At 44.4% G+C, this 26,515-nt stretch carries 24 protein-coding genes; 2 read left to right on the forward strand and 22 right to left on the reverse strand.

The window, feature by feature from the left end; genetic code table 11:
* Positions 1-29: 29 nt before the first annotated feature.
* From LC036_RS07970 to LC036_RS08010, 9 genes are all read right to left on the reverse strand, one after another.
* Positions 30-1,400 (reverse strand): TcaA NTF2-like domain-containing protein, encoded by a 1,371-nt coding sequence (locus LC036_RS07970; protein ID WP_226580749.1) that lies wholly within the window; start codon positions 1,398-1,400, stop codon positions 30-32.
* 31 nt (positions 1,401-1,431) lie between these two features.
* Positions 1,432-2,250, reverse strand: a complete 819-nt coding sequence (locus tag LC036_RS07975; protein ID WP_226580752.1) for a zinc ribbon domain-containing protein — start codon at positions 2,248-2,250, stop codon at positions 1,432-1,434.
* Positions 2,251-2,445: 195 nt separating this feature from the next.
* Positions 2,446-3,237 carry an SDR family oxidoreductase gene (locus tag LC036_RS07980; protein WP_226580755.1) on the reverse strand — a complete coding sequence of 264 codons (792 nt, stop codon included), beginning with the start codon at positions 3,235-3,237 and terminating at the stop codon, positions 2,446-2,448.
* Positions 3,234-4,118, reverse strand: coding sequence for a fumarylacetoacetate hydrolase family protein (locus tag LC036_RS07985; protein WP_226580758.1), 885 nt, complete (start codon positions 4,116-4,118; stop codon positions 3,234-3,236). Before LC036_RS07985 ends, LC036_RS07980 begins: the two co-directional genes overlap by 4 nt.
* A gap of 16 nt (positions 4,119-4,134) precedes the next feature.
* Positions 4,135-6,294, reverse strand: a complete 2,160-nt coding sequence (locus tag LC036_RS07990) for a TRAP transporter permease (protein WP_226580761.1) — start codon at positions 6,292-6,294, stop codon at positions 4,135-4,137.
* A complete protein-coding gene (locus LC036_RS07995) occupies positions 6,291-6,797 on the reverse strand; it encodes a DUF1850 domain-containing protein (protein WP_226580764.1) in 507 nt (168 codons plus the stop codon). The genes LC036_RS07990 and LC036_RS07995 overlap by 4 nt, the downstream gene beginning before the upstream one ends.
* A gap of 38 nt (positions 6,798-6,835) precedes the next feature.
* A complete protein-coding gene (locus LC036_RS08000; protein ID WP_226580767.1) occupies positions 6,836-7,831 on the reverse strand; it encodes a TAXI family TRAP transporter solute-binding subunit in 996 nt (331 codons plus the stop codon).
* A 377-nt stretch (positions 7,832-8,208) separates the two neighbouring features.
* A complete protein-coding gene (locus LC036_RS08005; protein ID WP_226582455.1) occupies positions 8,209-8,880 on the reverse strand; it encodes a response regulator in 672 nt (223 codons plus the stop codon).
* Positions 8,852-10,480 carry a sensor histidine kinase gene (locus LC036_RS08010; RefSeq protein WP_319004445.1) on the reverse strand — a complete coding sequence of 543 codons (1,629 nt, stop codon included), beginning with the start codon at positions 10,478-10,480 and terminating at the stop codon, positions 8,852-8,854. The genes LC036_RS08005 and LC036_RS08010 overlap by 29 nt, the downstream gene beginning before the upstream one ends.
* Positions 10,481-10,583: 103 nt before the next feature.
* Here LC036_RS08010 and LC036_RS08015 point away from each other — a divergent pair, with 103 nt between their 5' ends.
* Together LC036_RS08015 and LC036_RS08020 are read left to right on the forward strand one after the other, a co-directional pair.
* Positions 10,584-11,636 carry a DctP family TRAP transporter solute-binding subunit gene (locus tag LC036_RS08015; protein WP_226580773.1) on the forward strand — a complete coding sequence of 351 codons (1,053 nt, stop codon included), beginning with the start codon at positions 10,584-10,586 and terminating at the stop codon, positions 11,634-11,636.
* Positions 11,637-11,650: 14 nt separating this feature from the next.
* A complete protein-coding gene (locus tag LC036_RS08020) occupies positions 11,651-11,956 on the forward strand; it encodes a DUF3870 domain-containing protein (protein WP_226580776.1) in 306 nt (101 codons plus the stop codon).
* 76 nt (positions 11,957-12,032) lie between these two features.
* Here the strand turns inward: LC036_RS08020 and lhgO are convergent, their stop codons facing one another.
* The 13 genes from lhgO to LC036_RS08085 form a co-directional block, all read right to left on the reverse strand.
* Positions 12,033-13,238 (reverse strand): L-2-hydroxyglutarate oxidase, encoded by a 1,206-nt coding sequence (gene lhgO / locus LC036_RS08025; protein WP_226580778.1) that lies wholly within the window; start codon positions 13,236-13,238, stop codon positions 12,033-12,035.
* Between the two features lie 15 nt (positions 13,239-13,253).
* Positions 13,254-14,189 carry a glutarate dioxygenase GlaH gene (glaH, locus tag LC036_RS08030; protein WP_226580780.1) on the reverse strand — a complete coding sequence of 312 codons (936 nt, stop codon included), beginning with the start codon at positions 14,187-14,189 and terminating at the stop codon, positions 13,254-13,256.
* A 601-nt stretch (positions 14,190-14,790) separates the two neighbouring features.
* Complete coding sequence (locus tag LC036_RS08035; protein ID WP_226580782.1) at positions 14,791-15,192, reverse strand: PaaI family thioesterase; 402 nt, start codon at positions 15,190-15,192, stop codon at positions 14,791-14,793.
* Between the two features lie 17 nt (positions 15,193-15,209).
* Positions 15,210-15,989, reverse strand: a complete 780-nt coding sequence (locus LC036_RS08040) for an enoyl-CoA hydratase/isomerase family protein (protein WP_226580784.1) — start codon at positions 15,987-15,989, stop codon at positions 15,210-15,212.
* 16 nt (positions 15,990-16,005) lie between these two features.
* The gene (locus LC036_RS08045) at positions 16,006-16,455 is read right to left on the reverse strand and encodes a PaaI family thioesterase (protein WP_226580786.1); all 450 of its coding nucleotides are present in this window, start codon (positions 16,453-16,455) and stop codon (positions 16,006-16,008) included.
* On the reverse strand, positions 16,407-17,591 hold the full coding sequence (locus tag LC036_RS08050; protein ID WP_226580789.1) for a thiolase family protein: 1,185 nt from the start codon (positions 17,589-17,591) through the stop codon (positions 16,407-16,409). The genes LC036_RS08045 and LC036_RS08050 overlap by 49 nt, the downstream gene beginning before the upstream one ends.
* Positions 17,592-17,603: 12 nt before the next feature.
* Positions 17,604-18,755, reverse strand: a complete 1,152-nt coding sequence (locus tag LC036_RS08055) for an acyl-CoA dehydrogenase family protein (RefSeq protein WP_226580791.1) — start codon at positions 18,753-18,755, stop codon at positions 17,604-17,606.
* Between the two features lie 17 nt (positions 18,756-18,772).
* Complete coding sequence (locus tag LC036_RS08060) at positions 18,773-19,618, reverse strand: 3-hydroxyacyl-CoA dehydrogenase family protein (protein WP_226582458.1); 846 nt, start codon at positions 19,616-19,618, stop codon at positions 18,773-18,775.
* A gap of 118 nt (positions 19,619-19,736) precedes the next feature.
* Positions 19,737-20,600 carry a 3-hydroxyacyl-CoA dehydrogenase family protein gene (locus LC036_RS08065; protein ID WP_226580794.1) on the reverse strand — a complete coding sequence of 288 codons (864 nt, stop codon included), beginning with the start codon at positions 20,598-20,600 and terminating at the stop codon, positions 19,737-19,739.
* Entirely contained in the window at positions 20,597-22,219 is a 1,623-nt protein-coding gene (locus LC036_RS08070; protein WP_226580798.1) for a long-chain-fatty-acid--CoA ligase, read from the reverse strand. Before LC036_RS08070 ends, LC036_RS08065 begins: the two co-directional genes overlap by 4 nt.
* A 19-nt stretch (positions 22,220-22,238) precedes the next feature.
* Complete coding sequence (locus tag LC036_RS08075; protein WP_226580801.1) at positions 22,239-23,252, reverse strand: TAXI family TRAP transporter solute-binding subunit; 1,014 nt, start codon at positions 23,250-23,252, stop codon at positions 22,239-22,241.
* Positions 23,253-23,272: 20 nt separating this feature from the next.
* Positions 23,273-25,216, reverse strand: a complete 1,944-nt coding sequence (locus LC036_RS08080) for a TRAP transporter permease (protein WP_226580803.1) — start codon at positions 25,214-25,216, stop codon at positions 23,273-23,275.
* A 70-nt stretch (positions 25,217-25,286) separates the two neighbouring features.
* Entirely contained in the window at positions 25,287-26,435 is a 1,149-nt protein-coding gene (locus tag LC036_RS08085; RefSeq protein ID WP_226580807.1) for an acyl-CoA dehydrogenase family protein, read from the reverse strand.
* Between the last annotated feature and the right edge of the window lie 80 nt (positions 26,436-26,515).

A 26,515-nucleotide genomic window follows, 5' to 3' on the forward strand; every position in this document is an offset into this window, starting at 1 on the left:
AAAAGGAGGCATCAGATCTGATGCCTCCTTTAATTTTTCTGTGTATCTCGAATGTCGATCTTCGTTATCTTATACCCATCCGCTGATTCTATCAGAGTGTAATCTTTCTGCCGCACATAATCCAGTTTTTCTCCATTTGAATCGGTAAACGTAAATGTCTCTTCTGTGGTAAGAACATACGTGTCATTTCTAAAGTCGGACTGAAGCACGTTATTTTCATGGAAAACAAACGTATACCCTTTCCCTTCAACGTCTGAGAGATACTCCATCAAGTCTCTCGCTGCTTCACTGCCATCCTCAAGGTAAGGAGAGATTTCCCCATATCCACCTCCATTCAGTGCCTGTTCGTAGGCGTCTCTAAAAGAAAGCACAAGCTCCTCCGTCTGAAGACCTTCCTCCTCTTCTTCTACTACATCAAATGCAACTTCCTCTTCGGTATCAAACCAAAATTCGAGCGAGCCAAATTCGCCATCTTTAGAAGTTACCTCACCACTCCTTTGCACACGTCCCTCTTCATCTGTGAATTCTGCATAGAGAACCGTATCCTTATCTTTTGGAAAAGGACCAAGTTCTTCATATTGTCGAAGTTCTTTCCCCGTACTTTTCCCGTTCACAAAAAGGACAGCCTCTTCTCGATTGGTTTGTATGGCGAAGGTTTCACCAAAATCGGATAGTGTAAGCTCAAATGGCTCTTTTCCACCAGGTACAATAGATACACGACCTTTATACTCAAACTCCCCAAAGTCATTGGTTCCTCTGCCTTTGACAGGGTAATCACCAGGATAAGCAGCAAAGGCATTCTCCACTTTCGGTTCTTTCTGTAGCTGGATCGATTCCCCACCTACTTCCAGGGCAATCGGAAGCTGGGTCGTCTCTGCTGTTACTGAAACGGCATTCGCCTTAACCTCATACGTATGGTACAACCCGCCAAGGATCGAATTTTTAACCATTGTAAATACTTCAAACCCATGACTGTCTGTTATCGGAAACGAGGATTCTTCACTCTCCTCTTTCCCTTTTTCCACCAGCTGTAGATAAAGATCATCCCATCCCGACTCCATCAGATAATCCATATAGGTATCTTCATTGAGCACGGCTTCCTTATCCACTGTAACGGCAGTAAAAAAAGCTTCCGCATCGCCATCAGCAACTGCCTGATTCATCTGCTTAAAAGCGGGAAGGGGGTCCACTCTTGCTTCCATAATTTTATGAAAAGAAAAAATGAACAAGGCAAGGACAACTATAACCCCGATTAAGGTTTTTGTTTTCCTGCTTAAAGGCGGCCTCGGCCGGGTCCGTCTTGTAGACGGCTGCGTTTCTGGTTTAGCCTTCGCTCCGCAGTAGATACAATAATCCTGTGTCTCTTGAAGTGGTTTTCCACATTCCCTGCAGTAATTCATCAGCCTCCCTCCTTCTGCACATGTTTTTTCATTAGAAATAGGCTGTAATTTCGTTGATCTTTTCAATCATTAACCATCTCCAGAAAAAATAGGAGAGCAGCAGGATAAGAAGACTTGTACCGATACTTCCATAAAAGGCAGCTGTTTTTCCCTGTTGCATGCCGTGGTGGTAAATAAAAAGACTCGGTACGATAAGAGCGGTGTAAAAAACAGAAGCTCCAAGCAGAATAAAGGTCACACTTGCTGTACCACTAAGCGCAAATAACATCGCGAGGACGTTGACAGCTAGAAAAGGAAGAAGCAGTGCGCCGTACTGAGCAGTCAAACGTTTACCATCAATTCCAAGTTTCATCCACCTGACAACGACAAAAAGCACAAAGAGACTAATAGCCATCGTGACAAATGAAAAGAGAAAAACTCTTGAACTTATCGTGAAAAATGGAAGGGATTCAGCTGATTCCAGCCAAAATACATTCAATTGCTTAAATAGCGAATTAGCAATGAAATAAACACTGATTGTAAATACGGCCATGTAAAGCAGAAGGGTAGTAACTCCCTGCCCGAAACTCTCTGCCGAACTACGGAAAGCATCAAGAGGCTGTTTGAGGGTGGCGATCGAATGGTTCCAATACTGACTTGTTTTCTTAGTGAATTCAGACTGGCCAGGCTGAGGTGAGACAACAGCTAAAGCCGTCGATGCGGATGCCCCGCCATTTGGTTCAAACAATGAATTCCCACATGCTTCACAAAACTTACCATCCGGCTGATCGTGCTGGCACTTGGAACATGTCATGAAATCATCCTTTCCTGTTTTCATACTCAATAAAGGATGTATACGTTCGTCCACCACGTATTCAGAACCTAAACTTTGTAGAAGTCCTCCTTTTTCAACACAGACTCCCTGCGGTTGGATCAACGTTTTTCTATATGCAGCATGAAGGAGGATGAACGCTTACTGCTTTCAAACATTCATGTGGTTAAAAAGCGCAGCAACTGATTCAATAAAAAAGACTCTCTGCCTGATGAGCAGAGAGTCCTTTTCATGTTATAACGCTTTAACAAGTCCTCCGTCTATGACGAGAGATTGTCCGGTAAGATACGTATTGGCCCCGGAAGCCAGAAAAACAACAGCTTTGGCAAACTCCTCAGGTTCCCCGTACCGGCCAAGAGGAATCGATTGTTCTGTTGTCTCTTTGAGATCTTCTACAGCAGTCCCCAGTTTCTCAGCGCGTTTAGCATCGAGAGCAGCTACACGGTCTGTCGCAATTCGTCCCGGTCCTACGGTATTAATGAGAATGTTATCACCCGCAAGTTCCTGTGACAGACTCTTGGATAACCCTACAATGCCTGCACGGAATGTGTTGGAGAGAATAAGGTTATCCAACGATTGTTTAATAGAAGAAGAAGCGATATTGATAATCTTTCCTTCCTTCTGCTCACGCATAGATGGAAGAGCTTCCCTGATCGCCCTTGTAAAGCTTAATAGATTTAATTCAAAAGCTTTCTGCCAGTCGGCATCCTCCAGTTGGTCGAACGTGCCTGCAGGAGGTCCGCCTGCATTGTTAATCAAAATATCTATCTTTCCGTACAAGTCCACAGAACGCTGCATCAGCTGACGGATGTCCTCATGCTTCGTGACATCACACACCTGGTAATCAACATTTGTGTTCCCACTCGTTTCCTGTATTTCCGCCTTCGTCTTTTCAAGCTCCTCCTCGTTCCGGCTTGATATAAGAACGTGCGCTCCTTCGTTAGCGAATTCAAGCGCAATTGCTTTTCCAAGTCCCTTGCTTGAAGCCAGGACGACAACAGATTTTCCTTCTACATGTAGATTCACTCGACTTCATCCTCTCTATCTGCTTTTAAATCTTCCACTGGATTTATAAGGTTTGGAAATCCATCAATCTCACATTCCACCACGTCCCCGTCTCTTAATACGACGGCTCCCGGGGTGCCTGTAGAAATAATATCCCCGGGAAGGAGTGTCATCACCTGAGAATGAAACGCGACCAGTTCATACGGATCAAACGTCATGTTGTCCACTTTATTGGACCGGTGGACGCGTCCATTTATTTTCGTCGTCACGTTGAGATTGAGTACATGATCGATTTCATCGGGAGTAAACAGCTGTGGTCCAAAACTAAAAAACGTATCGAAACTCTTTGATCTTGTTAAAAAACGAGGATTTCTCTTTAAGATATCCTCTGCAGTCATATCAATAATGGTTGTATAACCAGCAATGACTTTCGCTGCATCCTCTCTCGTTACATCCTTACAGGTCTCGCCGATAATAACTCCAAGCTCAGCTTCCCCTGTTGTACGGTCGGAAAGAAGAGGAAGGAGAATGGAATCCCCCGCTCCAATAATCGTCGTGTCAGGTTTCATAAAACTGGCCGGTTCTGTACCAGGCGCTTTTTCATCCAAATCTGACGCGTGATCTGTATAATTCAGTCCAATCCCCCAGATTTTACGAGGATGACGATAAAGCGGCCGGTACGATGGGGTCTCAACGACATTCATTTTACTTTTCAACTCGATCGTCTGCTCCTGCCACCATTTTCGAAAAGAAGAAAAGGTTGGAGGCTGGATCAATTCATACAAGTCTTCCGGCCACTGTTGACCAGTGGTGTCATTTATTGCATTTAACGGATATACAATATCTTCTTCCACTACCACTGCTTTTTCTACTCCACCATACTCAATCGTTGCCAGTCGCATTAAGATTCCCCTTTCATTAAAGCGCTGAACGCTGTTCCTGAAGTTCGTTTGGTCTCTTCAAATTTGTAAAAAGGACAAGAAGGAAGATCGATAATCCAATCAGATCTGTGACGATGCCGGGATAGATAAGCAGCAATGCACCTATTCCAGCTCCTACTCTCATCCACATCGGCACGCTTACTTTTAAGTATCCTTCGGTCATGATGGACAAGAGGAAGACCCCGATCAGCGAGGTGACGGTAATGACTAAGATGTTGAGAATCGTTGCGTCAATCATGAGCATTTCATGAGAGAAAACAAACATAAACGGAACAATAAACCCTGCAATGGCAAGCTTCATCGCCTGAAATCCTGTCTTATTCGGATCTCCCCCCGCAACCCCTGCGCCTGCAAATGCAGCCAGGGCAACTGGAGGTGTAATATTAGCGAAAATACCAAAGTAGAAGACAAACATATGGGCTATGAATGTCGCCGTTTCCGTAGATCCAGCCAGCTCACGATAAAGAGGAAGCTGCAGAAGGATCGGCGCGGCCATCGTACTCGTTATAATATACGTCGGAATACTCGGCAGTCCCATTCCAAGAATAATAGAAGTAATCATGGTTAACACCAGTGTAATCAGAAGTTGAATGAGAGGGCTGTTCACAGCACTTCCGATACTTACTATACTATTGGCGATTTCCAGAGCGACCCCTGTCAGGGAAGCGATACCTACGACAATCCCAACAGCACCGCAGGCAATAGCTACTGGAACTGTCGTTTTTGCTCCTTCTTCTAAAGCTCTGAGACAGTCCATCACGCCAACTTCATCACCGACAATCTTCAAATACTTCCTCCACACATTAATGACGAGTGGAATAACGAGAATAATTACAAGTTCCCACCAGTCACTTCTGACATTAGGCATGCTGCTCCCAGTAATCAATGCAGACAATTGAGGCTGGAAAATGAGGAAAAGAGATACACCGATGATAATAGGCAGCATTCTCTTTGAACCTGCAATAACGATGGTTGCAATGATAGACCAAAAAGCTGCGTAAAAAGGAGTCTTACCAGAGAATAATAAATAAAGCAGTGTCAACATCGGAATAATCAAGTGACCACGCTCGACGAGGACATCTTTTAAAGAAGGCAGCTCACTTTTCGGCAGGCCTTTTAACCCTCTCTTTGCTGCACGGAAATGAACCTGCAGAAGGATCCCAACATAAAACAAAAGGGCCGGAATAATTCCTGCGAGTATAATTTTCGTGTAGGCGACATTCAGGTTCTCAGCCATGATAAAAGCGGCGGCACCCATAATCGGAGGAAGAATCTGCCCACCTACACTTGCAGCTGATTCGACCGCTCCAGCAAAGTTCTTTTTGTAGCCGATTTTTTTCATCAACGGGATGGTGAACGTCCCTGTAGTCACGACATTCGCAATGGCCGAGCCGTTGATTGAGCCAAGAAAACCACTGGCAATAACAGCCACTTTCGCCGGTCCGCCTTTCGTGTGGCCGGCAACCGCAAGTGCTAAGTCATTGAACAATTGGCCCATTCCGGAGCGTCCAAGGAAAGCTCCAAACAAAATGAACAGAATAATATAACTGGCAGATACCCCGATAGCCGTGCCCAGCACACCTTCAGTAATAAACACGAGCTGAGAAATAATCTGCTTGGAAACACTTGTTACAATCGTCATGTTCAAGTCAGGATAGATCGACAACTTTACGTAAAATCCATAAATTAAAAAACCAAGACCTAACAGCGTCAATCCCCATCCCGTCACGCGCCGGGTAATATCAAATAATAGCACCAAAACCAGAATTCCTACATAGAAGTCCATATCATTGATCTGACCGCCTGATTGTATAATCCGTTCAGCTGTCATCAGCATGTAGATCGCAACAAACAAAGACAATCCCGATGTGATATAGTCATAAAAAGGAACGCCCCTGCTCCCTCTTTTTCTGATGAATGGATACATAAGAAAACCCAGGGTCATCAACGTGTAAAGGTGGATACTCCGTTGTTTTATATCCACTAAAGATCCTGCATAGGAAGTGTATAAATGGAACAAGGACAACGCTATCGCCAATACGGAAATCGTCAATGCAATTGGCTTTGCGATCTTCACTCTCGTTGTACTTTCACGGTCGTACTGCTCTGCGGTTTTACTTTCCTGTTTATTCATCATCTGTGCTCACCTCTCGTTTCTACGAATATATAATCTCTTATAGCAGACAACATAGACTGCTGACGTACAGAAAGTTGATACGCCTGTTTTTCCTCCAGAGGGAGAATGGAATCCTTTCCATAATAAACTCGATGGTCTGTATCCTTTCCGGTACGAATCCTCAGTATCTTTCCTATGTTCTGATCGATCCCCATCATATAGACCCATCCATCTTTGATATACGTTTCATCTCCCGTATCACTAGGCACCCCGGCACCAAAGGTCTTAAAGCGGGTACCCGTCAAAGAGATGGACCCTTCACTCAGTTCAAACATCTCTTCCCATTCTTCTTTTTCCACGGAATGTTTCCATCGGATTCGAAACTCCTGTTTTTCATCATAAAGGTGAAAGTCTTCCACATGGCCATCTGAAGTAATGGTAAAAGTCGATACCTTTATAAAGGAAAGAAGAAGAAAAAGGCCGAAGACTACAGCGGTGATGGACAACCTTTTTATCCATTTCATCGTATAAAAAAGGGCACCGGATCGATGCCCTGTTTCCTTTACTCTAGAATGCCTTGTTCTTCATAAAATTTCTTCGCACCCGGGTGAAGGGGAGCGATAAGACCTTTGGCGATTTCGTCACGATCCAGCTGTTTTAGAGCTCCGACAGACACTTCTTCTGTGCCAAGATACTCATAATAACGTTTGGTCATGTCATAAACGACATCCTCACTCAAGTCTTTTGAAACAATAATCATATTTTGAATCCCCACGGTTTCCACCGGTTCATCAAGGTTATAACGAGCTTCATCGCCTGCTTCAATCGTGTTTGCTTTATAGAATGGATATTTCTCCATTAAGGCATCTGCCGTTTCTCCATTGATTTGAACAAAAGTGATATCCGTCTGCTGCATCAAATCCGTAATGTTGCTGTTCGGCACGCCTGATGTGAAAAAGGCTGCATCTAAGTTGCCATTTTTCATTTCCTGCACACTGTCCGCATAGCCTGTATGCGTGACTTTGGAAAGATCGTCATACGTTAAATCAACCGCTTCCAGTACTTTTTTAGCACTTTGTTCAACGCCTGAACCAACTTTACCAACGCCTACTTTTTTTCCTTCGAGGTCTTCCATAGAAGTAATCCCGCTGTCCTTCAAGGCGACAACTTGTACAACGTTCTGATACATTCCTGCCATCGCTTGAACGTCAACAGAATTTCCTTCGAACTGACCCTGTCCTTCAATCGCGTCATACCCAACATCACTCATAATGATCGCCATTTGGTTTAAGCCATCCTTAATGTTTTGGATATTTGCAACTGAGGCACCAGTGGATTCAACTGTCACATTGTCGATATTTTCACTTTCTTCCAGTACGGGCTTAAGTGCTCCACCAATCGGGTAATAGGTTCCTGAAGTCCCTCCAGTACCCAGCACAATTGATTCAGCACCGGAACCTCCTGAGCTGGAAGCCCCTTCTGAATCACCCTCACCACCGCATGCTGCTAAAAATGTAGTAAGCACTAAGGCTAATACAAGTAATAATCGTTTGTACATAAATGCATCCCCCTAATTCGTAATATTCTAACAATAATGATAACGCTTCCAGTTATCCATTTGAATGTTTTGGACATATTGAACGTTTTGGTCTTTTTGGTCTTTTTTAACCAGTACTCTGTTAAATTTTTGTATTGTTATTTTAGGTTTCAACAAAAAACCAGCATTGTTGAAGACTTGAGGTCGAGAGAATGTTTCCGTCGGCTTTCGTTGAGTGTAAGATGGACCAGGAACCCCCCCGCTTCCTGCTGGTGCTGGTGAGCCTCCTACGGGAGAAAGAGGTCGCCAAGACACCAGAGCGAACAATGAACTGAGTAAGGAGGCACGATCTTCCCCATCAAAGAACAAAAAAAACGCCCTGCTTTTAAGCAGGACGTCTATGTTTTTAACTGATAGCGGTTGACTGGTCTACCGACTCCGCCATATTGAATATCTATTTCGACCTCCCCGTTCTTCTGTAAATATTCCAAATAGCGGCGGGCGGTTACTCGAGCCATTCCAAGTCCGTCAGCCACTTCTTCCGCTGAAAGTGGCGTTGTGTATGGTACGAGGAATTGAGTGATCTGTTCCAATGTCTGCTGGTTCAGGCCTTTAGGCAGGTTCCTTACCTCTTTTTCACTGTAACCTCCGATTAGATCATCCACTTGACTTTGGCTTAAATCACCATCACCGCTTACCTGTGTGCGAAAAGTTTTGTAGTGAAGTAAAGACTGTTGAAGGCGTTCATACTTAAAAGGTTTAATAATGTAGTCCACAATTCCGTATTGAAACATAGAACGAATGGTTTCTTTTTCTTTAGCCGCTGTAACAACGATGACGTCTGAGTCTATCGCTCGTGATCGAATTTCTTTTAGAGTTTCCACTCCATCAAGCTCCGGCATATAAATGTCGAGAATAATGAGATCTGGAGAAAGTTTAACTGCACACTCCACCCCTTCCTCTCCATTGGAAGCTGTGGCGATGACTTTGAAAGGAGAAACCTTTTCAATAAATTGTCGATTCACTTCTTGTACCATGGGATCATCTTCTATCAATAACACGTTGATCATTTTTGACTGTTTGCTCATACGAATTCTCCTTTACGAACATCGGCAGTTGAATCATCACACTTGTCCCTTCACCGGTCTGTGAAATGATTTCAAGACTTCCCCGGCCTTTATCTACAATATTTTTCACTAAATATAAACCAATTCCCGACCCTTTTTTCCCTTTGGTTGTAAATCCCTTATGGAAAGCTTTGTTCTGATGCTCAGACGACATCCCTTTTCCATTATCCTCTACAGTGATGGCGCAGTACTCTTTATCCTGAATAATGGATACATCAATCCATTTCTGTTCACGCTTCACCTCATCAAAAGCATGGAAGGCATTTTCAATCAGGTTTCCTATAATCAAGACAAAATCATGTTCATCCAGTAGATAAGGATAGACTTTTAAAACACTCTGCTCATCGACTGTGACCTCAATGTCCAGTTCTTTTCCTCTGCTCACTTTACTAAGCAGTAATCCGGACAGGCTGTAATCTTTAAACTTTGATACGAGAAACCCAGACAATTCCTCCTGTTTCTCTGAGGTCTCAAATACGAAATTCAGCGCCTGCTCCTTTTGGTCTAATTGAATCAAACCGGCAATCGTATGTAATTTGTTCAAGTGTTCATGGTTCTGTACGCGGAGGGCGTCGACGAAGGCTTTCACACCAGTCAATTCCTCTGCGAGCTTGGTCACATCTGTTCGATCCTGGAAAATCATAACCGCCCCGATAATCTCATTTTCTACTTTCATAGGCACAGTTGTATATAAGATCACCGTGCTCCCCAGCCGAAGTTCCTTATTATAATCCGCCTCTCCTGCATGTAAGGCATCATAAAAACGGACCTCCGGAACAACCTCCCTGATCGGAGAGCGGGTATAATCCTTATTTAAATGAAGAAGCTGCTTTGCTTTTCCATTCATCATCGAAATCACGCCGGATTGATCAATCACAATGATCCCTTCATTCATGGCCTGGAAGGCAGCTGTTCGTTCTTCGAAGAGCTGTACGATTTCGTGAGGTTCAAGACGGAAGGTCTGTTTCTTGAGATGACGGGCAAGAAGCCAGGAACCAATGATTCCAAATAAAGAAGTCAGCGACAGCACGAATAAAATTTCATTTTTAATTCCCCATAGAACTTCTTGTATGGAAGGCAGAAAGTTCCCAACTACCACCACACCAATTTGTTCAAGACCCTCATTCATAACCGGGACAAACCCTCTTACAGCTACGCCTGATTCACCCTTCGCTTTTGAGATATAGGTGTGTTCAGCGAACGCCGGTCCTTCATCTTTCCCTGAGGATAACGTACCAAGTTTCTCTTCAACAGGGTGGGAATAGCGCACACGGTTCATGTTCAGAACGACGATATAATCGGAACGATTGATTGTTCGTATCCTTTCTACCATAGGGTTGATCGTTGTCCACCCTTCAGACTCCATAAGACCTTCTTTGACCTCCGGCAGGTTAGCTACTGTACGCCCGGTAACAAGTGCTTGTTCACCCAGTGATTTCTCCCTATTCTCAATCGTATGCCCAACTATGATGATTCCGCCAATAAGAATGGAGAAAAGAACAATCCCAAAAGATAGAATCGTAATCTTCCATCGTATCGGCATCTGCTTTAGGGACATTCTACGCATCCCCCTCTCTTTTTCTAGTGTATCACTTAAATGTTGAATTATGGTACACTGATGTAAACGATTCCAAGGGGTTTTAGCATTGAAAGCCTTCTTCGCTATCAGTCTATTTATTTTCACCGGGATTTTTACGGCTCTTTTTTTTGGATTTGGACTAGGGGAAGCTTCAGAACCCCTGGAATACGATGATGAACAAGAAGGATTAGAAGATGAAATTGTCATTAAGTTCAGCCATGTAGCTGCAGAAAACACACCTAAAGGACAAGCAGTGAGGAAGTTTGCTTCTCTTATCCAGAAGCGCACAGATGGAGAAATTAAAGTCGAAATTCATGCCAACGGGACCCTCTATAACGACCAGAATGAGTATCAGGCTTTAAAAAACAACCATATTCAAATGATTGCTCCAGCTACGTCAAAACTTACGGACAAATTTCCAAAATGGCAAGTTCTCGACCTGCCCTTTGCTTTTCCTACATACAAGGATGTGAAAAAAGCGTATGAAGGTCCGATTGGACAAACCCTGTTAACGGAACTGAAAAACGATCAAGTTAAGGGATTGAGCTTCTGGTATAACGGCTACAAACAGATGACAAGCAGTGAAGATCCTCTCCTCCGCCCTTCAGATTTTAAGTTGATGCATTTCAGAATTATGCCGAGCCCTGTCATTAAAGCTCAATATCAAGCGCTTGGGGCAAGCACCAGTGTCCTTCCTTTTAATAAAATCTATGAAAATCTTGACGTAGATTTTATCAATGGACAAGAAAATACTGCATCCAACATTTACACCAAGAAATTGTATGAAACTCAGGACCATATGACCATCAGCAATCACGGGTATTTAGGGTATGTTGTGTTAATGAATGAAATATTCTGGAAGGAACTGTCAAAAGAACATCAGGACATTATCCAGAAAACGATGGCCGAAACGACAGATTGGAGCTGGAGGCACTCCATTGAGATGAACGATAGTCAGCTTCGGGAAATGAAACGCACAGATGCCATCGAAGTCCACTATCTGAACGATCAACAAAAGCAGCTTTGGGAAGATGCGCTGGAATCCGTCTATAAAGAAGCCAGACCCGTCATTGGAGACAAGCTGTTTAATGAAGTGATGAAACTAAAGGAACACGACTGAAAGGAGCCATCATGATGAAAACTATTTTTGTTGCAGGCCATTCAAAACTGCCTACAGGTATCGCAGCCAATCATATTTCGGAATCTCTTACTCTAACACTGGAAATTGACAAAAAATACGGGGTGATTGTGGATGCCTCCTGTACGCTCGCTACCGAGCATGGAAGAGAGTTTATCAAGTCTCTATTAAAAGGGTACAGCCTGAAAGACGGAATTGAGGAACCCATTGCCCGCTTAAAAGAAGGCTATTTAGGTAAAGCCGGCAATGCGCTTGAGGCCGCGCTGAAGGATTCTCACAAACAATATCTCTATCACCAATAAAAAGAAGGACCAGATTTGTTCTGGTCCTTCTTTTTTAGCTTTATTAAAATATTTTCTAATTTTAATAGACTTGTATTTATACTACTTTCAAGGCTTTTAATTCAGGGAGCTTTTTGGCGATTTCTTTGCCGATTTCCAGAGAAGCGGTTGCGGCTGGTGATGGTGCGTTGCATACATGAACCGAACGTTTGCCTGTGATGATATGAAAATCATCAACCAGCTGTCCGTTCTTCAGCATGGCCTGGGCACGCACACCTGCATCTGTCGGAACCACATCTTCTGCCTGGATGTCAGGTACAAGACGCTGCAGACTTTTGACAAAGCTTTTTTTATGAAAAGAGCGGACCATCTCTTTCATCCCTTCTTTCACATTCGAACCTGCCATTTTCCAAAACCCTGGAAAAGACAGGACATCCAAGGTGTCCTTCCAATGAAAGTCCGTTTTTTGATAGCCTTCACGCTTAAAGCTCAGCACGGCATTCGGTCCTGCATGAACGCCTCCGTCCATCATTTTCGTTAAATGAACCCCTAAAAACGGAAAGTCGGGATTAGGAATTGGATAAATCAGCCCTTTTACTAAATGAGTTTTTTCCTCAGTCAACTCAAAATACTCACCGCGGAAAGGAACAATCCTAACATCTGTATGGATGCCCGCCATCTTAACAAGACGGTCACTGAAGAGTCCTGCGCAGTTGATCATATAACGGGAATGCAGGCTTTTTTCTGTCGTGTCAATCACAACTTCTTCCTTACGCTCTGTTATATCGACCACAGCGGAACCTAATAAAAACTCCACCCCTGCCTGTTCCAGCAACTCCTTAATTTTTTCACTGACCTTCTTATAGTTCACTATCCCTGTCGAAGGTACTTTCAAACCGGCCAGCCCATCTACATAAGGCTCAATTTCTCTCAATTCATCGCGGTCAATTCTGGAGACATTCAAGCCATTTTGCTGAACGCGTTCATATAAAGCTTCCATGCGTGGCAGTTCCTCTTTATCTGTTGCAACAAGGACCTTGCCACAGACTTCATGGGGGATGCCGTTATCCTGGCAGAATTTCACCATGGAGTTCCGCCCCTGGACAGCCATCCTTGCTTTTAAACTACCCGGCTTGTAGTAAACGCCTGAATGGATGACTCCACTGTTTCTTCCTGTCTGGTGGGCGGAAATTTCAGTTTCTTTCTCAACCACTACGATACGCGCGTCCGGATACTTTCTCACGAGCGCATAAGCTGTGGATAATCCTACAATTCCGCCTCCAATAATCACATAATCATACATCAACATGACCTCCTGCTACTGAACGAATCGACCTCTTTGGCGAAGCAATTCTCTGTGCAATTCTGTATTTTTTTCAAATCCGCCTCTTCCATGAAGCCAGAAACGGTTGTTTAGCATAACTAAGTCTCCAACAGGCAGTTCTAATTCAACAATTCCTGTTGAATTTTCCATCGATTGAGAAAGCTCTTTTAAATATTGTGCCTGGCGAATGGTTTCAGGATAGACAAATTGATCAATAAAGCAGATACACGGCTGGTTATTCCATGTATAAAAAGTTTTCCGATGGACGTCCTCTGACACATTTTTACTCGCTGGTGCTTTGTACGTGAAAGGGTGGGAAGCCAGTGCATGGTTATAGAAGTAATCAAAATCTTCCCATTCATCAAGATGAAGGAGCCTTGAACTTCCACCTACAGCATTTTCCTCCTCCATTTTCATCATAAGCAGCCAGTCTGTCGGCTCATCTACATAGGTTCCATCTGTATGAAGCGTAAATCTTCTGTATGCCTGGCGGAGATAAGAGTCACTGTCATCTGTGTGTTTAACGGAAAAGCGGGCATAGTATTTCTTCGACATGGCATCAAAGTTCGGAATTCCAGCAATATGGCTTAACGCTGTTGAGAATTTCACGTAATCTTGAGCATCCGTTGTAATTCCCTGCAGTCCGATTGTAAACCCGCCTGAGGTACGGTCGTTCAGTATGCGGCGGATTGTATGTCCAAACACTTCATCCGTTAATTCCAGAAGCGTGTTGGCGACTAATAAACGCTGATAAGGAATATATTCGAGCTGCTCATCACTAATGTCCTTAACCTCATCCAGGAATTGATGGATCACCTGTTCTTCCAGTTCGATAGAATATAAGCGGTCGTGCTTTTCATGCGGTTGAATGGAATATCCTTTTCCAGTAAATGATGACAATTGTTCTTTTTTCACTTCTAATGCACACATAGGAACACCCTCCAGAATTTAATTGGTTTTTCATCTTACGGGCCCATAAGATAGAAAAAAGCCAGTCTTCCCCTATGAAGGAAAAACTGGCTTTAAACTGCGGAAGAATCTCTGGTTCACAGAGACTGAACAGTTTTACAGTTACAGTATTTACGTTTACGTTCGCTTATTGCAACCGGATTGTGAAAGGGGCTGCCTCTCTACAGGGCTGCTTTCTACCATTATCTTATATCTTTTATAATTTTCTGTCAATAGACTTTTCATTTATTTACAGAAAACGACTCTTTCCACACATCTGACTCGAAGCACCTATTAAAGGCGCCTGCTCCCTCAACATAAGTTCTCTAAGGTTACGACAAATTTCCCGGGAAATGTTTATGTACCATCTACAAATCCATGATTATAACCACAAATAAAGAAGAATGAAAATGACGGCCCAGATCGGAACAGAAAGAACGATGGCCCACAACAGTCCCTTCATGAAATTCCCTTCACCATTTTCCATATGAACACCTCTTTTTTATACGAGTATGTCCAGCTGTGATTTTTTTAACTCACAACAAAAGGTGCGGGGCTCCTATTCAAGTCCCCACACCTTCTGCTATTCATCACGGATTAACTTAAATGTCCCTATTCCTTTTGCCAGCATCGAACCTTCTTGATCGTATAACTCTCCTTCAGCTGTAACGATTCGATATCCCTGCTTAAGGATTCTCCCAGTAGCGGTGATCTCTCCACCGGCCACAGGAGCAAGATAATTAAGGTTTAAGTTCATCGTCGTGCAGCGTGTCTTTGTCGTCGACCGGATTGCCATACCTAAGACAAGATCCAGCATGGTCGCATGAACACCTCCATGTAAGGTGCCATTGACGTTGTGTAATTTTTCATGAATGGGCAGTTTTAGAAGAACATCCCCTTCTTCAAACCGCATAATTTCAAAGCCGATATGGGAAAAGAAAGGACTCGCTTCAAAGCTCTCCCTCACATCCTCAATGGTTTTCATCTGTCCTTCCTCCTTCATTACCTGCCTTGAAAAAGAGGCGGTCTCTTCTCAAGGAACGCGGTTGTTCCCTCGTTTTTATCCTCTGAGTTAAACAGGACAGCCTGAGAGAGCTTCTCCAGCATAAGTCCTGTCTTCATATCTGTCTCTGCACCCATATGAACAGATACCTTAGCGAGTTGTACAGCAAGTGGTCCTTTAGCCAGAATCTTGGCGCTGACTTTTTCCACTTCTTCCAGCAGTGCTTCAGGGGATACAACTTCTGTAACCAGCCCAATTCTTAAAGCTTCTTCAGCGTCAATGATTTTCCCTGTCAAGATCATCTCAAGCGCCTTTCCCTTCCCGACTAAACGAGCCAGTCTCTGCGTTCCACCTGCTCCAGGGATGATCGAGAGGTTCAGTTCTGGAAGGCCTAATTTAGCCTGGGTGGAGGCAATTCGAATATCACAACTCATGGCCAGTTCGCATCCACCGCCCAAAGCAAAACCATTAATCATGGCGATCGTCGGTTTTTCAAAGCTCTCAATCTTGTCATAGATTTGCTGCATACCGTTCGACTGAAGGGCATCGACTGCTGTTTTTTCCGTCAACTGGCTGATATCAGCCCCTGCCGCGAAGGACTTTTCGCCTTTGCCTGTGAAGATGACAATCCCGACTTCTGGATCTTTAGAAGCTCGATCCAGTGCCTCTTCCATTTCATCTAAGGTCTGTTTATTCAACGCATTTCGAACATCCGGACGATTGATCGTAATGAAAGCCAGCTGATCCTGCCTTACGTATTCAATGTTTTCTAATGCCATGATTTCTCATCCTTTCCTACTGCTTTGATTCAGATAATAACTTAAACGTGCCGATTCCTTTTGCAGCCATTTCTCCAAAGCAATCTTCTACGATCCCTTCACCGGTGATTACCTTCTCCGCCTGGTGGGTGATAGACGCATAAGCTCTATAAGGGCCCTTGTTGGACAAATCAAAGTAAGTCGTATTCAAATTGATCGTACTGGCAGGACTCTTGAATTCCTCATTAACCGTAGATCCAATGACGATGTCGAGCATGGTGGAAAATAAACCCGGCGAAAGAGTCCCATCCTCGTTTACGACCTCGGATTTAACAGGGAGATCGAGAGTAACACGGCTCTTTTTATCCACGTGTTTTTTGTACCCGATATGATCAAAAAAAGCAGAATGATCCTGCACGGTAAGACCCCCCTCAAGCTTTACATTCGTTCGACCATGATCGCCATCCCCTGCCCGCCGCCGGCACATAAGGTGGCAACGCCGATCTGTTCTTCTCTCCTTTTCATTTCATGGAGAAGGGTGGTAACGATTCGCGCTCCACTTGCACCAACGGGGTGTCCCAGGGCAATGGCTCCACCGTTCACATTAACCTTCTCTTGATCGAGCCCAAGCTCACGGATAACCGCTAACGATTGAGAGGCAAAGGCTTCATTCAACTCTACTAGACCAATATCAGACACTTGTTTATGGGTACGCTCTAACAGTCTCTTCACAGCTGGTACCGGCCCTATCCCCATTAAATCCGGAGAAACACCCGCTGTCGCCCAATCAACGATTTTTGCCATAGGCGTTAATCCTAATTCCCGTGCTTTAGAGGCGCGCATAAGAACGAGCGCGGTGGCTCCGTCATTTCGGCCGCACGCATTCCCCGCCGTTACTGTACCATTTTCTTTAAATGCAGGACGCAGGCTGGAAAGCTTCTCCAGTGTGGTGTTCGGCCTTGGGTGTTCATCCGTATCACAAGTAAACACCGATTTCTTCTCTTTCACCTCGACAGGGACAATCTCATCTTTAAACCGACCTTCTTCGATCGCTTTAGATGCTCTCCGCTGACTTTCTATAGCAAAAGCGTCTTGGTCTTCTCTTGTTACGTTGTAACGTTCTGCTACATTTTCAGCTGTGATACCCATACCAAGATTGCTGCCATAGATTTCTTTTGGCTGCTGACCTGCTTCGGTATTGGAATCCACCAACTGGGTCCGGTCTCCGCCAAATCGCGCGTTTCGAAGATAGAGAGGAGAACGGCTCATGCTTTCTGTTCCACCTGCAACTACGATATCGGCCTGTTCAAAAGCGATCTGCTGGACACCTGAAGCGATACACTGCATACCAGATGCGCATAAACGATTAATGGTATAGGCAGGGGAAGCTTCAGGAATGCCCGCCCTTAAAGCAGCGACTCTGGCTACATTGGAAGACTCTGTCGTCTGCCGGACTTCTCCCATAATGACTTCATCGATCTGTTCTAATGACACCCCTGCACGATCAACCGCTTCTTTGATGGCAGCTGCCGCCAAATGTCCGGATGATTCATTCTTCAATGAACCTCCATAGCGTCCAATCGGTGTTCGTACGGCACTGACAATTACGATTTCTTCGTTCATTTCCATCCTCCTTTATAGTGCATATTCTTTCTTCAGCTGTCCGGATATGATATTTTTTTGTATTTCTGATGTACCTTCATAAATCCTGGTAATACGCGCATCCCGGAAGAACCGTTCAATTGGGTAGTCTGAAATATACCCGATTCCTCCATGAACCTGGACGGCTTTATCAGCAACACGGTTATAGACTTCAGAACCGTATAATTTCAGCATCGCTGCTTCTTTAATCACTTTTTTCCCTTGATCAACCATCCATGCGACCCGATAGGTAAATGAGCGGAGCGCTTCTGTTTCAACCGCCATTTCCGATACCATGTGAGCGACCGCCTGATGCTCGATTATCGGAACACCAAACTGCTCCCGCTCCTGTGTATACTGCATGGAGAGATCAAGCAGTTTCTGGCAGGATCCAAGGTTCCTGGCCGCAAGACCTGCCCGTCCATTCGCCAGTATTTTCAAGGCATTCACGTACCCCTGCCCTTCTTCTCCTAATACGTTTTCAACGGGAACTTCACAATCTTCTAAAATAATCTCAGCAGAATGCGAGCCGTGCAGCCCCATCTTCGGCTCAATGGCTCCGACTTTGAAACCAGGAAAATCTTTTTCGATAATGAAGGAGGTGATTCCTTTCGCTCCTTTAGAAGCATCTGTCACAGCCATAACGGTGAAGACATCAGCCACGGTTGCATTCGTGATGTAATGCTTGGTTCCATTCAGGATATATTTATCGCCTTTTCTCTCAGCGGTTGTCTTAAGGTTGGTTGCATTGGAACCCGCGCTGGGTTCTGTCAGGGCAAATGCCCCGATGGAATCTCCGCTGGCAAGTGCCGGCAGATACTTTTGTTTCTGCTCGTCATTTCCAAGCTCTACGATTCCAACAGTCCCAATACCGGTATGAGCACCAATCAAAGTTGTAAAGCCATTATGCGTTGCACCTATTTCTTCATATAACGCACATTTACCGACCATGCCTATGCCTAAGCCCCCATACTCCTCGGGGATACTAAGACCAAACAGCCCCATTTCCTTAGACATTTCAATAATCCGGTCAGGGATTTGATCTTCTTTTTCGATCTCCATGGCCGCCGCTTCTACTTCTGTCTGAACAAAATCACGCACGCCTTTTTTCAGCGTTTCAATATCTTCATCTAGTCTAAAATCCATGTATATCTCTCCCTCTCTTACGAATACGTATAAAACCCTCTGCCTGTCTTCCTGCCTAAATGTCCTGCCTTCACATACTTCGTTAAGATTGGACACGGACGGTACTTCTCGCCTAACGTTTTATGAAGGTACTCCATATTCCGAAGCCGGGTATCCAAACCAACCAGGTCCGCGAGTTCCAATGGGCCCATCGGATGGTTCAATCCTAGATTCATCGCTTTATCAATATCTTCAACTGAACCTACCCCTTCCATGACCATATTCATGGCTTCATTTCCGATCAGGCAGTTCATACGACTAACGGCAAATCCGGGATACTCGTTAATTTTCACGCACTCTTTTCCAATGGATTCTCCAAACTCGAACGATCGTTGAATCGTCTCTTCTGATGTTTCCAGCCCGCAGATCACTTCAATCAGCTTCATCTTTGGTACAGGATTGAAGAAGTGAAGAGCAATACATTGATCAGGTCTTGACGTTTGTGCAGAAATTTCGGTCGGACTCATCGTCGATGTATTGGTCGCGAGAACAGCCCTTTTGGGAGCACACCGGTCCAGCTCCTTAAAGATTTCCACTTTCAGCTCCATCACTTCTGGAACTGCTTCGATTACAAGCTGCGCTTCGGCAACAGCTGGTTGTATTTCCTGATGATAGGTTATCTGTTTCATACGCTCTTCTGCTTCCTGCCATGACAATTTTCCTTTTTCTATACTCTTCTGGAACTGCCTTTCTATATAACTCCTGCAATTGTCCAGTCCCTGTTCAAATTTATCCTGAACAGAAACAGATAATCCGGAGAAAGCACAGACAAAAGCCACCCCTCTGCCCATCGTGCCCGCTCCTATGATACTCACGTTCTGAATCATCCTCACCCACCACCTTTGTGTCATCCATTCCTTACGTTTTAAAACCCCTGTTCATAGGCAGAAACCTTATTCGTACCATGTTTCATACGTATCTATTTAAAGTGCCTGTCAGGACTCAGCTGTATTGGTAAAAGCCCTTACCTGTTTTGCGGCCGAGCTCTCCTTTATTTACTTTTTCTTCTACGATTTTCGCTGGACGATCCGCTTCATCTCCAGATTCTTCAAATCGCTGCATGCGGACGAAATAATTCACATCAAGTCCTGTTAAATCCATTAACGAAAAAGGACCGATAGGATGATTTAAAGCTTTCGTACAAACCGTATCGATTTCTTCGTGAGTGGCGTAGCCGTTCTCAAGGAGAAAGACGGCTTCATCCATCAGCTTCCCGAGAATTCGGTTGGCGATAAACCCAGAGATTTCTTTTTGCAGCATAACTGGAGTTTTATTTATACTTTTCACAAATTGAAAGGCTCGCTGAGCTGTATCTTCAGATGTATGCGGCCCTTTCACGACTTCAACCAACTCCATAACAAGAGGCGGATTAAAGAAATGAAGGTTACACACCTGCTCTGGACGGCTTGTTGCATCCGCTATTTTAGAACTGACAATCGTTGAACTGTTCGTGGCAAGGATGGCACCAGGCGCAGTGATTTCATCCAGCTGTTTGAATAAGCTCCTCTTCACATCCAATTTTTCAACAACCGCTTCAATGACAAGGTCTGCATCATGAACATCTGAAAGCGATGTTCCCATCGTGAGATGATCAAACGCTTCCTGTACCTGCTGTTCTGTCAGGCGGTTCTTCTCCACACTACGGCGCATTCTTTTTTCCAATTCTTCTTTCGCCTGCTGTAACTGTTCTTCTTTAAGGTCATTTAAGAATACGGGATAGCCCTGCAGTGCACAAACCATTGCAATCTGGCTTCCCATTGCACCGGCACCTATGACGGCAACTTTATGAATAGGATTGGAAATCATGAGATTGAGTCCTCCTTCGCGGCATTTCTTTTCTCTTTTTCAACAAGTTTGCGTTTCAATAGTTTTCCAACGGTATTTCTTGGCAGCTCATGAGTGATTTCAAATTGCTTTGGAACTTTATAACGGGTTAAGTTGCGGTAGCAGTGACCTTTCAGCTCTTCTAAATCAATGCTGTGCCCTTCTTTTGCGACCACATAAGCTTTAACGATTTCTCCTTTTTCCTGATCTGGAATGCCTACAACAGCAGATTCTTTCACGTCAGGATGTTCATATAAAACGCTTTCAATTTCCTGCGGGTAAATATTGAAGCCGCCGTTAATAATCATTTCCTTCTTACGGCCGACAATATAGAAATATCCATCATCATCTGTCATTGCCAGATCGCCGGTATAGAGCCATCCGCTTCTTAGCGCATGATTGGTTTCATCTTCCTTCTTCCAATACCCCTTCATAATCTGCGGACCTTTAATCACTAATTCTCCTACACTATTTTCAGGCAGTTCCTGATTATCTTCATCCACTACCTTACTATCTGTCCCAGGCAGTGGAATGCCAATGCTGCCTACTTTTCTTACTCCACTCGTAGGATTTCGGTGAGTAGAAGGGGAAGCTTCCGTCAAACCAAATCCCTCTCCGATCACAGCACCTGTTAAGCTCTCAAACCGTTTGATAATCTCTATCGGAAGCGGTGCTGAACCGCTTGAGCAGAACTTTAAGCAGTCTAAGCCGTACAATTCCACTTCTGAATGATTAACAAAGGCATTGTACATTCCCGGCACACCTGGGAAGAAGGTGGGCTGGTATGTCTTGATGTTCTCCAGTACATCATTAACCTCAAACTTGCGGATAAGTAGAATCGTAGCACCAATATAGATTCCAAGATTCATCGCACTCGTCATGGCGTACACATGATAGAGCGGCGTTGCTGTCAACACCATTTCCTCGCCCCTGGCCATCTTCTCTCCATACATGGTGTGGCTTTGGACGACGTTTGCCACTAAGTTGAAATGAGTGAGCATGGCCCCTTTCATCTTTCCGGTGGTGCCTCCTGTATATTGAATGACCGCCACATCTTCTTTTACAGAGATAGGGACCTCTTTGGTTACCGGTGTGTCTTTTTGAATAAGATGAACTAAGGAACGAGGGTCGTCTGCGTTTCCTCCTGATAGAAACAGGTGTTTCAAATCGTTGATCTCACTCATTTCCTCTACACTGGAAAAACGGGATTCTTCTGCAATCAGGTAATCCATGTCAGAGTCACGCATAATCTGCAAAAGTTCCCTCGCTGTGTATCGCGGGTTGATCTGCACAACTATAAGTCCCAGCCTTTGTGCAGCATAATAGGCGATTACATAATCAGGATGATTGGAAATCATCAAACCGATTCTTTCGCCTTTCTCAAGTCCAAGGGTATCCCAGGACCCGGCTAAGCGATCGACTCGATCTTTTAACTGCGAGTATGAGATCTTCATGCCTTCAAAAATGATGGCTGTCCTTGTCCCATACTGCTCCACCGTTTGTTCTAAGAGCTTATACAAAGGAACTTCCGGTACGTTCATTTCCTTTTTCATTTCAGGCGTATAAGATTCGTACCATTTTCGATTCTTTAAAGAATTCAATCCAACTCCTCCCTCTCACTTATTCTAATTCTCCAACTTCCTCATAGTATTTTTTCGCTCCAGGATGCAGCGTTTCAGGATCAATCCCATTTAATGCCGTGTCTACCGTAAAGTGTTTAGCTCTTTCCGGGATCTGGTCTTCAAATGCAGGAATGTTATCCCAGAACAGTTTTGTCAGATTGTACACATACTCTTCATCTAGATCTTTTCTTGCTGATAACATCGTAACCATTGTGTATGTCGGAATTGGTTCACTTAGATCCTTGTACGTATCGGCTGGAATTTCACCGGAGGAAATCCCGATTTTCTTTTCCTCAATGCTTTTCAGCTTGTCTTCTTCAATAGGGATGACTTTTATCGGCTTCGTGATTTCAATCTCCTGTAAGGCCGGAATAAATGGTGCGCCTCCGCCAACAAAAACATCCACATTGTTGTCTTTCAGCATAGAAGCTCCATCAGAGTAATTTCCGTACGAAATTTCTCCCCCGGCTTCATTTATCGTTTCTTCGTCAATGTCATACTCCGCCATCATATTCCAGAAGGCAACTGGACCACCGCCGCCTTTTGGACCAAGGAAAATATGCTTATCAACAATATCCTCAATGCCATTAATATCATCATGATCGGTTGTGGTGGCAATCGTTTGATAGACCGGATACAACGCTCCGATTGCAGACGCTTCCGAGATTGGTTCATCAAATCCTGCTCCCCCATCCAGCGCCGCAGTAAAGTCAGACGTGTAATTCAGACCCATCTGGATATCTCCCACTCCAAGGGATTTTAAGTTTGCTGTCGATCCTCCCTCCACCTGGGAGACGTTCAATCCGGAAAACCCATCCATATAAACATCCAGCATGACGGTCGTAATAGGGTACCATCCAGACCCCATCGGTCCGCTGCCGATTTTCAAGAACTTATCCGGTGCAGATGGTTTATCTGACGAATCCCCGGATGTTGCATCACTGCTTCCGCATCCAGTTAAAACGAACGCAAAAGAAAGTACCGTTATGATTAGGACCATATATTTTTTCATTCATATCCACCCTTCTTTATTTATCCACTCATCTGCTTGGAATCTTCCGTCACATAGGTCGTGGATTTTTTCTGCCAGATGATTAAGAAAATGACGAGGGAAAGGCCGATTAAATCGCCAATTAACCCCGGCATGACCAACAAGATGGCGCTTGTGAACAGCAGCAGTCTCTTCAACATTCCTAAAGGACCGAGCAGGTAATTCTCCAAGGCTCCTGCAAAGAATAAACAACTCAAAAATGCGCTGGTAACAGCAATGACAATCCGTGTCGTGTCCGCTCCCTGAAGAAGTAACTCAGGATTATATACAAACAGAAACGGAATGAAGAACCCGCCCATCCCGATTTTTATAGCATAGAAGGCGGTTTTCGTCGGATTCGATCCGGCTATTCCAGCTGTTGTATAAGCCGTTATGGCCACTGGAGGCGTCAAACCGGACAGCACTCCAAAATAAAACACAAACATATGGGCAGCAACGATGTTCACGCCTAAATCAATCAATGCCGGTGCCCCCAGCACAGCTAATATGACGTAAGCAGAAACGGTCGGCATCCCCATCCCCATAATGATGGATGCACCTGCCACCAGAATCAGTAATAAAATCAGCGATCCGCCTGCCACGTCAATGACAAACCTTGAGAACGTAATCCCAAGACCTGTTAAGGATACGGCTCCAACAATAATTCCTGCTGTCGCACAGGCAGCAATAACAACAAGCGCATTTCTCGCTCCATTTTCCAGGGCTGCTAAAATATCCAGTAAACTCATTCTTGTAGCGCTGCGGATCCAGCTTAAAACGATAGTTGCAAGGATAGCGTAAAAGCCGGATTTCATTGGACTGTAGCCATAAATCATCAGTCCGATGATCAGCAGAATCGGCAGGAACAGATAGCTTTGTTTCAGCAGGACAAGCTTAAGGTTCGGCAGCTGTTCCTTTGGAATGCCCTCCATCTCTAAACGCTTCGCGTGGAAGTAAACCACCATACCAGCGATAAAAAAGTAAATGATCGCAGGAATGAGCGCATAGAGAGCAATCTTGATATATGGAATGCCAATCGTCTCGGCCATAATAAAAACAGAGGCACCCATAATCGGCGGCATGATCTGACCACCTTGAGAAGCGACGGCCTCGACCGCTGCGGAAAATCTTTTGCTGTATCCAAGTTTTTTCATCAAGGGAATGGTAAAAGAACCTGTAATGGCTGCGTTAGCCGCTCCATTTCCTGTGATGGTCGCAACCAGTGCACTTGATCCTACAGCAGAGAGCGCCGGTCCTCCTGTTTTATTGCCGAACAAACCAAAAGCGAAATCTGTGAAGAACTGTCCTCCTCCAGACTTCATCAAAAACGAACCAAAAACCACAAACAAAATGAGCACAGTAGAACTGACGTAAATCGGTGCACTGAAGATCCCTAAAGTTCCACTGAACATATGATCCACCATTTTTTCATAGCGGACACCAGGGTGGGCGAGTGCTCCCGGAAAGTACCTTCCTAAAAAGATGTAAGCAAGAAAGAATAATCCGATAGCCGACATCAAGATGCCGTTCGTCCTTCGAGTTGCTTCCAGGACAAGAGCAATGAAGATCGTCCCGAAGATGACGTCAGACTGGCTGATGTTTCCTTGACGGCTTTGAATCATTTCTGCTCCAGTGATCATGTAGTAGGCGGTCACTAAAGTAACAAGGACAATCAATACGTCCATGACACCGAACTTCTTTCCCTTTCTAAAAGGAAACAACATAAAAATCAGGAGCAGTGCCCATAAGACGTGGATACTCCGCTGCTCCCAGGAAGGAAGCGTTCCGAAGCCGGCTGTGTAGACATGAAAGATGGACAATCCAATGGCAAGCAGGCTGATGATGAGGACAAAGATCCTCGATCCATTCCACTTTTCCTTTCGATCCTTCCACAGGGTTTCAATAAAAGCAGGCTTCTCTTTAACGGTTGTGTCTAACTTCTTCACCTCAGCTGTTTCACTATTCAGTTTGGTTCACCTCCAACCCCTCAACATGTAAGGGCTTACAAATTTTCGTTTAATTTTCTTCCAATACTTTTCTAGCTACCAGCAGTCGCTGGATTTCATTCGTTCCTTCATAAATCTTTGTAATTCTGGCATCCCGATAAAAACGTTCGACCGGGTATTCACCGATATAACCGATTCCACCATGGATTTGAACGGCTTTATCTGCGACTTTATTAAAGACTTCCGATGCAAAAAGCTTAGCCATGGATGCTTCCTTAATGACCTTCTTGCCTTCGTCCACCTTCTCCGCCGCCATCATCGTCAGGGTTCTTGCCGCTTCTGTTTCTGTAGCCATATCAGCTAACATCCATTGAATCGCCTGGTTATCTGCAATCGGTTTTCCAAATTGAATGCGTTCTTTCGCGTAACTCGCAGACAGCTCAATCAACTTGTCACAGGATCCTACGGCTCTTGCTGCCAGACCTATTCGGCCCTCACCGAGAATTCTCAGCGCATTAATATATCCCATCCCTACTTCGCCAATCACATTTTCTTCGGGAACGATACAGTCTTCAAAAATGACTTGAGCTGTATAGGATCCTCTCAATCCCATTTTTTTATCTTTCTTTCCAACGATCAGACCCGGAAAATCTTTTTCTATTAAAAAGGCCGTTATGCCGCCTTTCGCTCCTTTTTCACGATCTGTTAACGCAAATACTGTAAACACATCCGCAACAGGAGCATTGGTAATAAAATGCTTCGTTCCATTCACGACCCAGTGATCGCCTTTTTTCTCTGCCTGGGTGGCAAGGTTCGTCGCATCTGAACCTGCTCCTGGTTCAGATAAAGCAAATGCGGCAATTTTTTCTCCTGTTGCCATTTGAGGCAGGTACTTCTGCTTTAACGACTCAGATGCCAATTTAACCAACCCGGTACTGCCAATTCCGGTATGAGCACTGATTAAGGAAACAAATCCGTTGTGCGTCCGACCCAGCTGCTCCAGGACAACCGCCTTTCCAACCGCATTGAGTCCAATGCCTCCATATTCTTCAGGGATACTCATTCCAAACAAACCCAGTTCCTTTGCTTTTTCTACAAGATGAGGGGGAATCGCATCCTCGTCTTCAATTTGCTGCGCATAAGGTTCTACCTCATTTTCTACAAAGTTTCGGATCATCACTTTCATTTGTTCTATTTCATCAGCAATTGTTACAGCCATGTACATAACATCCTTTCATTTTTGGTCTTCACTCTTATACAAGCAATTTTCATGCCAGCTCGACCGTTTCAGTAAAAAAA

Origin of the sequence: Halobacillus litoralis (assembly GCF_020524025.1) — a bacterium.
In the GTDB taxonomy this organism is placed as follows: Bacteria; Bacillota; Bacilli; order Bacillales; family Halobacillaceae; genus Halobacillus; species Halobacillus litoralis_D.

Coding starts and splice junctions, on each gene's coding strand:
- LC036_RS07970 (WP_226580749.1), bottom strand. CDS start 1,400: ATGAATTACTGCAGGGAATGTGGAAAACCACTTCAAGAGACACAGGAT.
- LC036_RS07985 (WP_226580758.1), bottom strand. CDS start 4,118: ATGCGACTGGCAACGATTGAGTATGGTGGAGTAGAAAAAGCAGTGGTA.
- LC036_RS07990 (WP_226580761.1), bottom strand. CDS start 6,294: ATGATGAATAAACAGGAAAGTAAAACCGCAGAGCAGTACGACCGTGAA.
- LC036_RS07995 (WP_226580764.1), bottom strand. CDS start 6,797: ATGAAATGGATAAAAAGGTTGTCCATCACCGCTGTAGTCTTCGGCCTT.
- LC036_RS08000 (WP_226580767.1), bottom strand. CDS start 7,831: ATGTACAAACGATTATTACTTGTATTAGCCTTAGTGCTTACTACATTT.
- LC036_RS08005 (WP_226582455.1), bottom strand. CDS start 8,880: ATGATCAACGTGTTATTGATAGAAGATGATCCCATGGTACAAGAAGTG.
- LC036_RS08010 (WP_319004445.1), bottom strand. CDS start 10,480: ATGCCGATACGATGGAAGATTACGATTCTATCTTTTGGGATTGTTCTT.
- LC036_RS08020 (WP_226580776.1), top strand. CDS start 11,651: ATGAAAACTATTTTTGTTGCAGGCCATTCAAAACTGCCTACAGGTATC.
- lhgO (WP_226580778.1), bottom strand. CDS start 13,238: ATGTATGATTATGTGATTATTGGAGGCGGAATTGTAGGATTATCCACA.
- glaH (WP_226580780.1), bottom strand. CDS start 14,189: ATGTGTGCATTAGAAGTGAAAAAAGAACAATTGTCATCATTTACTGGA.
- LC036_RS08035 (WP_226580782.1), bottom strand. CDS start 15,192: ATGAAAACCATTGAGGATGTGAGGGAGAGCTTTGAAGCGAGTCCTTTC.
- LC036_RS08040 (WP_226580784.1), bottom strand. CDS start 15,989: ATGGCATTAGAAAACATTGAATACGTAAGGCAGGATCAGCTGGCTTTC.
- LC036_RS08045 (WP_226580786.1), bottom strand. CDS start 16,455: ATGTGCCGGCGGCGGGCAGGGGATGGCGATCATGGTCGAACGAATGTA.
- LC036_RS08050 (WP_226580789.1), bottom strand. CDS start 17,591: ATGAACGAAGAAATCGTAATTGTCAGTGCCGTACGAACACCGATTGGA.
- LC036_RS08055 (WP_226580791.1), bottom strand. CDS start 18,755: ATGGATTTTAGACTAGATGAAGATATTGAAACGCTGAAAAAAGGCGTG.
- LC036_RS08065 (WP_226580794.1), bottom strand. CDS start 20,600: ATGATTTCCAATCCTATTCATAAAGTTGCCGTCATAGGTGCCGGTGCA.
- LC036_RS08075 (WP_226580801.1), bottom strand. CDS start 23,252: ATGAAAAAATATATGGTCCTAATCATAACGGTACTTTCTTTTGCGTTC.
- LC036_RS08085 (WP_226580807.1), bottom strand. CDS start 26,435: ATGGCTGTAACAATTGCTGATGAAATAGAACAAATGAAAGTGATGATC.